16 protein-coding genes and 1 riboswitch are annotated in these 12,783 nt (G+C 47.7%); all 16 genes read right to left on the bottom strand.

What is annotated here, in order from left to right; all coding sequences use genetic code 11:
- Positions 1-82 precede the first annotated feature (82 nt).
- A complete protein-coding gene (locus NFX39_RS04340; protein WP_252443360.1) occupies positions 83-1,420 on the bottom strand; it encodes an FAD-dependent oxidoreductase in 1,338 nt (445 codons plus the stop codon).
- Between the two features lie 236 nt (positions 1,421-1,656).
- Positions 1,657-1,932, bottom strand: coding sequence for an HU family DNA-binding protein (locus NFX39_RS04335; protein WP_047974521.1), 276 nt, complete (start codon positions 1,930-1,932; stop codon positions 1,657-1,659).
- Positions 1,933-2,111: 179 nt separating this feature from the next.
- Positions 2,112-3,422 (bottom strand): ribosome biogenesis GTPase Der, encoded by a 1,311-nt coding sequence (der, locus tag NFX39_RS04330; RefSeq protein ID WP_252443358.1) that lies wholly within the window; start codon positions 3,420-3,422, stop codon positions 2,112-2,114.
- 60 nt (positions 3,423-3,482) lie between these two features.
- Positions 3,483-4,673: a 30S ribosomal protein S1 gene (gene rpsA / locus NFX39_RS04325; protein ID WP_252443356.1), complete on the bottom strand. Its 1,191-nt coding sequence runs from the start codon at positions 4,671-4,673 to the stop codon at positions 3,483-3,485.
- A 204-nt stretch (positions 4,674-4,877) separates the two neighbouring features.
- Positions 4,878-5,555, bottom strand: a complete 678-nt coding sequence (cmk, locus tag NFX39_RS04320; RefSeq protein ID WP_252443354.1) for a (d)CMP kinase — start codon at positions 5,553-5,555, stop codon at positions 4,878-4,880.
- Between the two features lie 17 nt (positions 5,556-5,572).
- Positions 5,573-6,058, bottom strand: coding sequence for a peptidoglycan-binding protein LysM (locus NFX39_RS04315; RefSeq protein ID WP_252443352.1), 486 nt, complete (start codon positions 6,056-6,058; stop codon positions 5,573-5,575).
- Between the two features lie 72 nt (positions 6,059-6,130).
- Positions 6,131-6,718 carry an ECF transporter S component gene (locus NFX39_RS04310; RefSeq protein WP_252443350.1) on the bottom strand — a complete coding sequence of 196 codons (588 nt, stop codon included), beginning with the start codon at positions 6,716-6,718 and terminating at the stop codon, positions 6,131-6,133.
- Between the two features lie 80 nt (positions 6,719-6,798).
- A riboswitch (FMN riboswitch) is annotated at positions 6,799-6,932 on the bottom strand.
- A gap of 125 nt (positions 6,933-7,057) precedes the next feature.
- Positions 7,058-7,807 (bottom strand): pseudouridine synthase, encoded by a 750-nt coding sequence (locus NFX39_RS04305; RefSeq protein WP_252443348.1) that lies wholly within the window; start codon positions 7,805-7,807, stop codon positions 7,058-7,060.
- Positions 7,808-7,849: 42 nt separating this feature from the next.
- Complete coding sequence (scpB, locus tag NFX39_RS04300; RefSeq protein ID WP_252443346.1) at positions 7,850-8,560, bottom strand: SMC-Scp complex subunit ScpB; 711 nt, start codon at positions 8,558-8,560, stop codon at positions 7,850-7,852.
- Complete coding sequence (locus NFX39_RS04295) at positions 8,538-9,329, bottom strand: segregation and condensation protein A (protein ID WP_252443344.1); 792 nt, start codon at positions 9,327-9,329, stop codon at positions 8,538-8,540. Before NFX39_RS04295 ends, scpB begins: the two co-directional genes overlap by 23 nt.
- Positions 9,304-9,660, bottom strand: a complete 357-nt coding sequence (locus tag NFX39_RS04290; protein ID WP_252443342.1) for a riboflavin biosynthesis protein RibT — start codon at positions 9,658-9,660, stop codon at positions 9,304-9,306. The genes NFX39_RS04295 and NFX39_RS04290 overlap by 26 nt, the downstream gene beginning before the upstream one ends.
- Positions 9,661-9,668: 8 nt before the next feature.
- Positions 9,669-10,556, bottom strand: a complete 888-nt coding sequence (xerD, locus tag NFX39_RS04285; protein WP_252443340.1) for a site-specific tyrosine recombinase XerD — start codon at positions 10,554-10,556, stop codon at positions 9,669-9,671.
- On the bottom strand, positions 10,556-11,446 hold the full coding sequence (locus NFX39_RS04280; RefSeq protein ID WP_252443338.1) for a CvfB family protein: 891 nt from the start codon (positions 11,444-11,446) through the stop codon (positions 10,556-10,558). The genes xerD and NFX39_RS04280 overlap by 1 nt, the downstream gene beginning before the upstream one ends.
- 71 nt (positions 11,447-11,517) lie before the next feature.
- Entirely contained in the window at positions 11,518-11,964 is a 447-nt protein-coding gene (locus NFX39_RS04275) for a GatB/YqeY domain-containing protein (protein ID WP_252443336.1), read from the bottom strand.
- A gap of 94 nt (positions 11,965-12,058) precedes the next feature.
- A complete protein-coding gene (gene rpsU, locus NFX39_RS04270; protein WP_213808379.1) occupies positions 12,059-12,247 on the bottom strand; it encodes a 30S ribosomal protein S21 in 189 nt (62 codons plus the stop codon).
- A gap of 126 nt (positions 12,248-12,373) precedes the next feature.
- The gene (locus NFX39_RS04265; RefSeq protein ID WP_252443334.1) at positions 12,374-12,724 is read right to left on the bottom strand and encodes an MmcQ/YjbR family DNA-binding protein; all 351 of its coding nucleotides are present in this window, start codon (positions 12,722-12,724) and stop codon (positions 12,374-12,376) included.
- Between the last annotated feature and the right edge of the window lie 59 nt (positions 12,725-12,783).

The following is a 12,783-nucleotide window of genomic DNA, read 5'->3' as shown; positions in this document are numbered from 1 at the left end:
GGAAAAAGCGTTTAAATCGCCGGTATCACGTTGTAAAAAAAAAGCCTCGCGTTTGAAGCGAGGCTCTTTTTGTTTTTATAAATTAATTTGCTTTTGCTTGGGCAGCCATGGCAACTGAAGAAACATAGTTGATTGGTTGACCGAAGTTTGGCTGGAAGAAGAAGTCCGTCATCGCCAATTGGTCAATCGTCATCTTGTTTTCGATAGCCAATGAGACCACGTTAGCAGCCTGTGAGATGTCGTGCTTTGACATGAAGGCTCCACCAACGATCCGGCGCGTACCCTTTTCCCAAGTCAAGGAAGCCTTCACAGGCGTCGTCGTCAACATGAAGTCAGGACGGTAGTCTTCTTCGATCGTCACTGATTCCGCATCAACACCCTTGATAGCAGCTGATTCCTTCGTCAAACCAGTTGCAGCGTAGGCCAATTCGTACAATTCAACGGCTGACGTTGCTTGCGTACCTTGGTAAGCCACCGTGTTCTTTTCGATGTTCTTACCAACCAAGACACCCTGGCGAACGGCGTTCGTTGCCAATGGGATGTAGTCGTACTTTTGCGTTGGGTTGTAGAAGACCGTAGCGGCGTCTCCAGCGGCGAACACACCAGGAACTGACGTTTCCATGTATTCGTTTGTTTCGATGGCCCCGTTCTTCAACATGTCGACTTGTCCTTGGAACAAACCAGTGTTTGGCAAGAAACCAATTCCCAAGATGGCGATGTCGGCTTCGTATTCACCCTTGTCCGTCTTTACCTTCACACCGTTTTCAGTGTCTTCAAAAGATGAAACCATTTGGTTCAATTCAAGCTGTACGCCATTCTTTTCGTAGGCTTCCTGGAAGACTGATGAGAATTCTTCGGACGTGTTCTTAGCCAAGACACGGTCCAAACCATCAATCAACGTCACCTTCTTACCGTTAACTGACAATTGTTCCGCCAATTCGGCACCGATGTATCCGGCTCCAATCACAATGGCAGACTTGATTTCAGGGGTCACCTTCTTCAAGTCGTTGGCGTTTTGCCAGTTCTTCGAGTCAAAGACACGGTCTGAGTTGATTCCTGGCAAGTTTGGCTTGATGGCCTTTGATCCAGTCGTGATGACAATCTTGTCGAAGTCAGCGGCCGTTTCTTCGCCTGAGGCAAGGTCCTTGTAGACCAAGTGCTTGTCAGCCAACTTGGCTTCCAACACTTCCGTGTTCATGTGCATCGTAATGCCCTGCTTGGCCATTGATTCTGGTGATTCGTAGAACATCTTGTTTGGGGATGAAACGTGATCACCAATCCAAAGTGCGATTCCACAAGAAAGGAAAGAAACCGTGTCGTTCTTTTCAAAGACGTGAATTTCGGCGTCAGGATGTTCAGCCTTAATTTGCTTAGCTGAGAATACTCCAGCGTGGGTGGCACCAATAATTGCTACTTTCATGAGAAACTCCTTTGTTGCTCCGTTATGTTACAGTTCTATTTCAATTATACAATGCAAAACACCCATGTCAACGAATTCACGATGTTTTTTGAAAAAATAAAAAGCGCTTTAAAAAAGCGCTAAAACCCGTTGTTTATCAAAAATATTCGGATAAAATGACCAATAATCTTTGCTCATTCTTTCGATAACTTTTTTCGGCAAAAAAAAGACACCTGAAGAGGTGTCTTTTAAAAGGTTTACTTTACAGCATCCTTCAAAGCCTTACCAGGCTTGAATGCAGGAACCTTTGATGCAGGAATTTGGATTTCTTCCTTAGTTTGTGGGTTGCGTCCCTTGCGGGCTGCACGTTCACGTACTTCGAAGTTACCAAAACCAATCAATTGAACCTTTTCGCCCTTCTTCAAAGCGTCTTCGATTGATGACAATACGGCTGCAACAGCCTTGTCAGCATCCTTCTTAGTTAAACCAGTCTTCATTGCGACTGAATCGATCAATTCTTGCTTGTTTGCCATTCCTTTTCTCCTTGCAAAAAATTAATTTAGAATACCCACGGCGTGACAATCGTCGGTGGGCTGGAAAAGCTACCGTAGCAACTTCCATACGACAAGCTTAGCACAACTAAATTAAAATGTGTAGCAATTCCCCATAATTTAACATTTGAAACATTATATGTATCAAATATTACAGAAAATCACTTCCGTTGCCGGATAATCAGCTTTATTGGCGTCCCTGAAAAGTCAAAAGCGGATCGGATTTGGTTTTCCAGGAATCGTTGGTAAGAAAAGTGCATCAATTCGACGTCGTTTACGAAAACAACAATCGTTGGTGGCTGTACAGCAACCTGTGTGGCGTAGTAAACGCGCAAACGGCGCCCGTTATCAGACGGCGCTGGGTTGGTTGCCAAGGCATCCATCAAGACGTCGTTCAACATTGAGGATGACACACGCTTGCTGTGATTCTCGTTAACGGCCAAAATCAAGTCTGGTAAACGATCCAAACGTTGCTTCGTCTTTGCCGAAACAAAGATGATTGGCGCGTAATCCAAGAACTTAAAGCGGTCACGTACGACGTTTTCGAAGTCGTGCATGGTGTGCGTATCCTTTTCGATAGCATCCCACTTATTCACGACAATGACCACGGCCTTACCCGCATCATGCGCATAACCGGCAACGTGCGTGTCTTGGTCACGAATTCCGGTCTCTGCGTCTAATACCATTAAAACAACTTCAGAGTCGTCAATGGCCTTCATAGCGCGCATAACGGAGTACTTCTCCGTGTTTTCGTAGACCTTACCACGCTTCCGGATTCCCGCCGTATCGACCATCACGAATTCGTCCCCTTCCGGGGTCATGAAACGCGTATCGATGGCGTCACGAGTAGTTCCTTCCACGTCAGAAACGATCATTCGCTTTTCACCCAAAATGGCGTTAACGATGGATGACTTTCCAACGTTTGGACGACCAATAATGGAGAATCGAACGGCGTCATCATCTTGAACAGCGGCTTCGTCTGGGAAGTGCTTCACCACTTGATCCAAGACGTCACCCAATCCGATTCCGTGGGAACCAGAAACTGGGTATGGGTCGCCTAACCCAAGGGAATAGAAGTCGTAGATGTCCGCACGCATTTCGGGGTTATCGACCTTGTTAACGGCCAAAACAACCGGCTTATCCGTTCCGTACAAAAGGTTGGCGACGGCTTGATCATCAGCCGTCATTCCTTCTCGTCCAGAAACAACCATGACGATGACATCGGCTTCATCAATGGCCAATTCAACTTGGCCACGAATTTCAGTCAAAAATGGGGCGTTTCCCATTTCCAAACCTCCGGTATCGATGACACGGAAGTCATAGTTCAACCATTCTGCCTTTGCATATAAACGGTCTCGGGTTACACCAGGCATGTCTTCGACAATGGCCATGCGTTCCCCTACGATTCGGTTAAAGAGAGTTGATTTACCGACGTTTGGTCGGCCAACAACAGCTACTATTGGTGCTGCCATAAGAACTGCTCCTTTCTTTACAATAAAAAAAGACTGGCAAGCCAGCCTTTTTATGTGATCTTACAACTTGTCGCCGAAGATGTCACCCAAAGTAGCGGCACCTTCATCGTCTTGTTGGTAAGCGGCAACGTCGGCACGTGATGCACCGTTTGCGTTGTCGTTATCTTCTTGCTTGTTAGCTGGCTTTTCTTCCAAAGCCTTCATTGACAATGAGATACGTTCTTCTTGTGGCTTAACGTCCAAGACTTGTACCTTCACCTTGTCACCTGACTTCAAAACGTCACCTGGGTTTTCAACACGCTTGTGTGAGATTTGAGAAACGTGAACCAATCCTTCGATACCAGGGAAGATTTCAACGAATGCTCCAAAGTCCTTCACGCGCTTAACCGTTCCTTCAAGAACAGTACCAGCAGGTGCCTTTTCAGCAACTTCGTCCCAAGGTCCTGGTTGAGTTGCCTTAATTGACAATGAAATACGTCCACGTTCAGTGTCCAAGGCCAAGATCTTAACGTTAACCTTGTCACCCTTTGACAATACGTCAGCTGGGTCCTTCACACGGTCGTGTGAGATTTCAGAAACGTGAACCAATCCATCAACACCACCCAAGTCAACGAATGCACCGAAGTCAGTCAAACGAGCAACTGTACCTTCGACAACTTCGCCAACCGTAAGGCGTGAGAATGCTTCTTGCAACTTTTCTGCACGTTCTTGTGCAGCAACAGCCTTACGAGACAAGATCAACCGTGCCTTGGCTGGGTCGATTTCGATTACTTCTGCCTTGATGTCTTGGCCCTTGAATTGACCCAAGTCTGAAACAAAGCGTTCTGCAACCATTGAAGCTGGAACGAATCCGCGGATACCAGCAACGTCAACGATCAAACCACCGCGTACGGCGTTCAATACAGTGGCGTCAACAACATCACCTTCAGCAAATGAGAGCTTTTCCCATGCCTTGCGGGCTTCCAAACGCTTCTTTGACAAGAGGTATGCAACCCCTTCCTTGTCTGACGTAACGTTAGAAACAACAACCGTTTCGATTGAGTCTCCAACCTTCAAGTCGTCGGCCAAGTTAACGCTACGATCGTCAGAGTACTCACGCGCTGGCACAACTCCTTCTTCACCGGTATGCAAACCGATAACGGCTTGGTTATCGTTGTCGATTGCCAAAACTTCTCCAGTTACGACATCGCCTACCTTAATTTGATCAGCACTTTCTAGAGCTGCTAGTAATTCGCTGTTTGTATCACTCATGACGTCAAACGTCCTCCTACATTTACACTTATAAGGGTATTTTATCAGAGCTTGCCGACTTTTCATAGTAAAACATTTGAAAAAGTCAAAAGCCATCCACCACTCTTATTGAGCTATGCAGACATAATTATTGATTCCTACCGACTTATTACTACTATTCTAGCAGGAAACACCCCCAATAAGCAAAGAAAAAAGCAACAGCTTTTACTGTTGCTTTTGAATCAAGTCTTGAATGGTGTTAACCACTTCGTCAATAGACATACCAGTGGTGTCGACTTCAACGGCGTCTGAAGCCTTCGTCAAAGGTGAAATCTCACGGTGAGAATCCTTGTAATCACGCGCTTCGATTTCCTTCTTTAAGGTTTCAAGGTCGACGTCCATGCCCTTTTCCTTGTTTTCCTTGTAACGGCGTTCTGCTCGTTCAGAGACAGAAGCAACAAGGAAAATTTTCACTTGAGCATCTGGCAAGACGGTCGTTCCAATGTCACGACCATCCATGATAACGGGATTTTCTTCCGTCATTTGCCGCTGCTTGTCGACCATGTCGGAACGAACCGCTGCGTAAGAAGAAACCAAGGAAACGTTATTCGTGATTTCCGTTGAGCGAATTTCTTCCGTCGCCTCTTCACCGTTCAAAAAGACTTTTTGAACGGGATTGCCAGGCTTAAATTCAATTGTTGTGCTTGGAAGTAAGGCAGTGATACCGGCTTCGTCTTCATAAGAAAGCCCCGCCTTCTTCGCAGCTACGGTGATCGCACGGTACATTGCTCCAGTGTCCACGTATACGTAGTGGAGGTTTGAAGCTAAAATCTTAGCAATCGTTGACTTTCCAGCTGAGGCTGGACCATCAATGGCAACTTGGAAAAAAGCGGGGTTAGTCATAAAAACGTTACTTCCTATTATTTGATCTTCAGTGATTGCCCAGCATACTGTGAGTAGTTTTGCGTCGTCAAACCTGGGTTCAAGTTGATGACTGCTTGGGCGTTTGTGTTATGGGTCACGGCGAAGTTGTACAACGTCTGGTTAGCGCCCAACACCGCAGTGTTGGCATCGGCAGCAGCCGCGTCTTGCTGAGCTGCTTGAGCTGATGAAGATGAGCTAGCTTCTGAAGAAGATGCCGCTTCTTCATCATCGTTTGACGTTGCGGACTTCGTAGCCTTCTTTGAATCAGACTTCGAAGATGAACTTGTCTTTGTTTCCTGGGTCAACTTTGGTTGGTTTCGAACCATTCCGTAAACCGGCGCTGATGCCAGTAAGAAGAGTGAAACGAAGACCAAGAAGACTAACAAGCCACCGTGGTTTCCATTGTTTGTTTGGTTTTCATTTCCCTGCTTTGAACCTTCAAAACGGTTTTTGCGGGAAAGAACTGCTCCATCGTTATTCATTGGGATAATGCCTCCAATTCCTTCGTATTTTTAGTCTAACACGAATGAACAAGAGAAATTGATAACCTTTTCTTAAGCTCGATAACTTTTCTTAAAAGGTGCCAATGCTTTGACGACCACCTGGCAAGCCAAGTACCAGATGATCCCCTGCACGAGGTTGAATGGCAAAACCATACCAAGCAAGTAAGGCTTGATTCCGATGAACTTGGCGATGTCAAAATGGGCAAAGGATGCGTAGAGCGGAATGGCCCAGATAACGTTCACAACAACGGCAACGATGGTCATAAAGATGACAGAAGCAAGCAGCCCCGCCCCTTCCTTTGCCAATTCGTTCCAGTTCTTAACCATTGGGCTGTTAACGATCAAGACGTACATGAAGAGAAAGGACCAAGCAACGAAAAAGTTAACTGGCATTCCGATGTACGTGTTCACCCCTTCGTTAAAGAGGATGACCTTTAAGAGCGTGCGAACCAGTAAGACCATGGTTGCGGAACCAAGTCCGTACCAGGCTAAGGCCAAGAAGATGGGCACGATGGAAAAGTCGAGCTTCAAAAATGAAGCTCCTGGGAGTAAGGCCACCTTCGGAAAAATCGTTAAGACAAAGGAAATTGCCGTTAACACCGAAAGCACCGTGAGACGTTTTGTCGCGTGAATATTCATATTATTCTCCTTTTTAGGCCAAAAAAAATGACCTTTGCTTTCACGCGGGGCAAAATAAAGGCCAGCCTAAAAAAGCTGTCTTTAAACTTCTTCATACCCGACTGTACGGTCGGCTTTGGATTCTCACCAAATCAACTGCAAAAGCAGGTCACGGGCTTATCAGTCAAGCTGAATTACCGCCGGTTGGGACTTGCACCCGACCCCGAAGTTTGTGTTCATATTGAACATTTTTTAGTTTAGCACTTTGATAAAAAAAGGCAAGGAATTTTTCAAGTGAACAATCAAAAGAGGCACTCAAGCACAAAAAAAGAGTAGCATCCGCTACTCTTTTTTATTCGTTTACTTACGACGCAAGAAGCGGTAATCCCCCGCCTTCAAGCGCTTGATTTCATCGTGCTTCAAATCACGGTAGGCACCCGGCTGCAAGCCCACCAAATCCAAGAAGGCGTAGCGGTCACGACGCAGCTTTTCAACTGGCAGTCCGACCTTTTGCAACATGTCCTTCACCTGGTGGTTCCGACCTTCGTGAATCGTAATTGTGACAAAGGAGACCTTCTTGTCCGTGTCCACCTTTTCGATGGCAACGCGGGCTGGAGCGGTCTTCTTTCCCTTAATCACCACACCACGCTTCAATGGCGCAAGGGCTTCCATGGTGGCAATCCCCTTCACCTTTGCGGTATAAACCTTGTCGACCTTTCCCTTCGGGTGCATGAGTTGGTTGGCCAACTCACCGTCATTTGTCATGATCAAGGCACCGGTGGTGTCGTAGTCCAAACGGCCAACGGGATAAACGCGGGCGTCAACGTCATCCAACACGTCCACAACCGTTGTGCGGCCCTTGTCATCCGAGGCCGTCGTAACAACGCCGCGAGGCTTGTTCAGCAGGTAGTAAACCTTCTTTTCATCCCCGTCCAATGGGACGCCATCCACTTTGACCTCATCACGGGACGTCACTTTGGTTCCAAGCTTTGACACTTGTTCACCATTGACGGCCACACGGCCTTCCAAAATCAACTGTTCAGCCGCCCGGCGGGAAGCAACCCCAGCCTGGGCGATGACTTTTTGTAAGCGTTCTGCTTTTTCTTCCATCGTTTCTTCCTTTACCGTTTTTAGCGTTTTTAGCGTTTTTCTTTAATCTTCTTCCGTGAGTTCCTCACCGACTGCTTTGTCTGCTTCATCCCCGTCCACTGCTTGGACAGCGTCCTCTGATATGGACGTCTTGTCAACGGCACCAACCGCCGCTTCGGCAGCTTCCTGGTCAGCGACATCCCCGTCTTCGTCAATCTCGTCAAAGAGGGCCACTTCTTGTTGCTGGTCTTCGGACAAGATAACGTCCTTGATGTCAGGCAACTCAGGCAGCTCGTCCAATGAGCCTAAGCCGAAGTAGTCCAAGAAGTCCGTGGTCGTGCCATACAGGATGGGACGGCCGACTTCTTCTTTTCGTCCGACCGGTTCGATCAACTGGTGGAGCATCAGCTTCTGCAAGGTACCGGCTGAGCGCACCCCACGAATCTGATCAATCTCAACTCGTGTGATGGGCTGCTGGTAGGCCACGATGACCAATGTCTCCAACTGTGGTTGGGTTAACTTCGTGTTAACGGGCAGGTCAAAGTATGACGAAACCAACTTGCCGTATGCCGGCTTGGTCACCAGCACGTAGCGTCCGTCCGCAGAACGAATCGTCAACGGGCGGTCACTGTCATTCAATTGCTGCCAGAGTTCATCGACTAAGGCAGGAATGGCCCCCTTTTCGAGGCCGGTTAATTTAGCTAATTCGGCGGTTGAGAGACCGTCTTCTCCTGCGACAAAGAGCAGGGCTTCAATTTGCGAAATCGTCTTCATGGTTCACCGCTTTAATTAAAATCTCGTCTGTTAAAGATGCCTGCCAGATGGACAGTTCCTTGCTCTTGGCCATTTCTAAGAGGCCGAGGAAGGTCATCACCAATCGTTCTGCTCCAAAGACGCCGTCAAAGAGTTCTGTAAAAGTCAAAGACGACTCCCTTGGCAACACCGCCAGCTTTGATTTGATGGCCTTGATTCCGTCCCCAATCGTGTAAGACTCGGAATGGACCTGACGCGTCTTTGGCACTAAGTCCTTCTGACGGGCCACCACGTTGTCAAAGGCCAACTGCAAGTCCACTAGTGAAAGCCCCGGTGCTAAGACCAGGCGCTTCTCATCGTCTGGTGTCTCATCCACCAAAGCGGGACGTCCAAAGGACTGCATCCCCACTTCCTGGCGGTCGTCGAAGAATTCGGTTGCCTGCTGGAAGCGTTGGTACACGAGCAAACGGTTAATCAACTCTTCCTTTGGATCCAAGCCTTCTTCGTCATCAAGCTCTTCTTCAATCTCTGGCTGTGGCAAGAGGTCGTTTGACTTAATCCGAATGAGCTTGGCGGCCATCACCAAGTACTCAGCCGCCACGTCTAATTGCATGGCCTGTTGTTCCTTGATGAAGGAAAGGTACTGCTCCGTCACTTCAGCGATTGGTAAAGCCAAGATATCCATCTCGTGCTTTTTAATCAAGTGCAAAAGCAAATCCAAAGGACCTTCGAAGTCCGTGATTTTAATTGTTAAATCAGTGTTACTAATAGTGCTTTCTCCACTTATCAATGGCCGTCTGGGTCTCGAGCGTCCCCATTAACGTCTTGTCAGGATTTTGTTCCTGCAAGTCCGTTAACATCTGTGATTGCGTCGCCTTCTTCGGCGAACCAGGCGTCACAATAATGCGACGTACCAAGAGGATGTTTTCCTTGTAGGTCTCATAGCCGAGTAAACCGGTAATGGGATCTTGAACTTCATCTTGGAAGAAGTAGAGGAAATGCCCCTCTTTTTCATAATCGCTTACGACCTGGTTTAAGTGGTTGAAGTCCTTCAACTCAGGTACCAATGAGAAGAGACCCATGATGGTCTTTTCGTCGTCTGGTCTTGGTTGTACTAACATATGCCCTCCTAAGCGCGGGGATGGAACTCATCGTAAACCTGAGTCAACCGTCCCTTTGAGATATGGGTGTAAATCTGTGTGGTTGAAATGTCGGAGTGCCCTAAGAGCTCTTGAACAATCCGTAAATCAGCCCCGTTTTCGAGAATGTGGGTGGCAAAGGAATGACGCAGCGTGTGCGGTGAGACATCCTTTGTGATGCCCGCCTGTTCGACGAGCTTCTTGATGATTTGCCAAACCCCTTGCCGGGATAAGGAACGACCGTGATCGTTTAAGAAAATCTGGTCGGACTTTTGCCCCTTTAAAAGAAAAGGTCTTGAATCACGCAGGTAGCGCGTTAACCAATCAATGGCCACTTCGCCGACGGGGATGATTCGTTCCTTGTCTCCCTTACCGATGGTTTGAATCATGGCTAAGTCTAAGTGTAAGTCTGCCAAAGTCAAACCCACCAGTTCGGAGACACGCAGTCCTGTTGCGTACATCAGCTCAAGCAAGGCCTTGTTTCGGAGCCCCAAAGGCTTTGTGATGTCCGGCAGGTCGAGCAGCTTATCCACCTCGTCCACCGTCAACACAGCAGGTAAGTGTTGCGCTTTTTTCGGTGGCTTGATGGTCTGCATGGGGTCGTGTTCGACCACGCCCTCTTTTTTGAAGTAGGCAAAGCACTTGCGCAAGGTTGTTACCATCCGGGCAACCGATGAATTGGCCCGTCCGAGGGAACGGAGCTCGTTCAAAAAGGTCAGCACCAATAAATGGTCAACGTCGCGCACCTTCTTTTCCTTCTTGTCCAAGAACTTGGAAAAGGTGGAAAGGTCCTGACGGTAGGCCGTGATGGTGTTCTTTGATAACCCACGTTCCACCTGAATGGCACGCAGGTAGTCTTCCATTTCAGCGGGAAGCATTAGCCTTCCATCCCCTTATCCGTCAACTGAATACCGTCTTCGACCTGTTCAATCAAACGGTCCTTGTACAAACGACCAAGGGCGCGCTTGAACTGGGACTTGGAGAAGCCGAACTGCTTCTTGATGTCGTCAGGATTGGATTTGTCGTTGAATGGCAAGAAGTGGTTTGGCTTACGACGCAATTGGAGGAGCAAGAACTTAGCATCCTCGTCCATGACCTTGTAGGCCAATGGCTTCAAAGACAAGTTCACGATACCGTGCTCGTTGACCCCAAGTACACGGGCTTCAACCACTTCTCCAAGGCGTGGTTCAACTTCACGTTGTGAGGGGTGGATGAAACCGAGGCAGTAGTCCTCGGTCAAGACGAGGGTTCCAACAATCTTGTTTCGGTAAACCGTTGCCTTAATCTTGTCACCCTTCTTGATACCGGCCCCTTCGCGGGCACGGCGGGAAACCGCCTTCACGATATCTTGTTGCGCTGGTTGACCCCAAAGGCGGCCCTTGTTGTCTTCCTTGATGGAAAGCAACAGTTGATCGCCCTTCTTTGGCCAGAGTTCCTTGATGGTTGGCAAATCATCCAATGACACCGCGAGGTCCTTGTTGTACAATCCGATGTCCACGAAGACACCCAAATCAGAACGGGAGAGAACAACCTTCCCCCAGGCGTACATGTCCTTTTGGACATTGGGGATGTTCTTTGTGATCTGCAAACGGTGTTGGTCGTTTTGGTAAGCAAAACCAGTCACCATTCCACCAAGCTTCAGGGGCTTTTCGAGCTCCAGCTTATCGATTTCATACGTGTGGCCGCCATCGACCTGCGCGTAGAAATAATCGTCGTTTTCGTCTGTGACCTTGGCCTTAACGACCTGTCCTAAACGTTCTTCTGCCATGTTCAAACTTCCTTTCAATCCAAGTCAAAAAAGAAGGCTTCCCCTCTTTTCGTCCGACTCTGTTCAATTCTTTACTTTGACAATGCGGCCTTTACCTTGTCGGCAACAACCTTACCATCAGCGCGGCCCTTTGTTTGGGCAGAAACGATACCCATGACCTTCCCCATGTCAGCCATTGATGCTGCACCAGTCTTTTCGATGGCTGCGGCAACGGCTGCGTCGATGTCTGCATCAGACATTTGTTCTGGCATGTAAGAAGCCAAGATGTCCAATTCAGCTTGTGTGGCTTCGGCCAAGTCGTCACGGCCTCCGTCCTTGAATTCAGACAATGATTCCTTGCGTTGCTTGACTTCACGAGCCAAGACAGCCAATTCTTCGTCTTCGTTCAAATCGTGTCCCAAGTTAATCTGTTCGTTCATCACAGCGGACTTGATTTGACGGACAACGGCCAACTTCGCCTTGTCCTTTGCCTTCATGGCTTCCTTCATGTCGTTTTGTACAGTTTCTAATAAACTCATCTACCTGCTCCTTTTTAAACGTTCTACATATCTTATAGTTTACCACGGGGGCACAAAAAAAACGCCAACAAATGTTGACGTTTTTACAAACGAATTAACGCTTGTTCTTCTTCTTGTTGCGCTTACGTGCAGCTTCAGACTTCAACTTACGTTCAACTGAAGGCTTAACGTAGAATTCGCGCTTCCGGTATTCTTGGAGAGTACCGTCCTTAGAAACACCACGCTTGAAACGGCGCAATGCATCATCCAAAGATTCATTCTTACGAACAACAACCTTTGCCATGTGCGATTCCCCTCCTTTCCGGCATTTTATTTCGTCTATAACGATATGCACTTAACTTAAACTATTATGGCAACATGCCCTGTCAAAGTCAAGAAAAACCTGGATTTATTTTGAAAAGCTCTCGATTTAATCAGCGGTGAGTTTGGCGCTTTCTTCAATCATGCTAGCGAGCTCTTTTTCGCTCACTTCCGTATCGTTGACTTCAACCGTATTCCAGTGACGCTTGTTCATGTGATAACCGGGGTGCACGCCCCTCAGCTCGCGCACTTCCGCACCGTGTTCCGGATCCAGTTTGAAATCAATGAGTAGATGCCCGTCTTTTTCAAAGACCATGGCGATCATCTTGTGGTTGCTCTTTTGCTTAATCACTGACCAGAGTATCCGCTGCCGAGACTTCTCGCCATTAAACGGGTGGTCAACGTAACCATCCGTGTGCGCTAAGACAAAGTCGATGAGCCCTTCTCTTTCAAAGTGCATGTGTTTTCTCCTTTCCTAAACCATTCACTGATTTGCATTCGACACTCCCATTTTACTCT

The organism is Fructobacillus apis (assembly GCF_023893635.1).
GTDB lineage: Bacteria > Bacillota > Bacilli > Lactobacillales > Lactobacillaceae > Fructobacillus > Fructobacillus apis.
The sequence above is the reverse complement of the archived record's forward strand: the minus strand, read 5'-3'. Positions and strand labels throughout refer to the sequence as shown.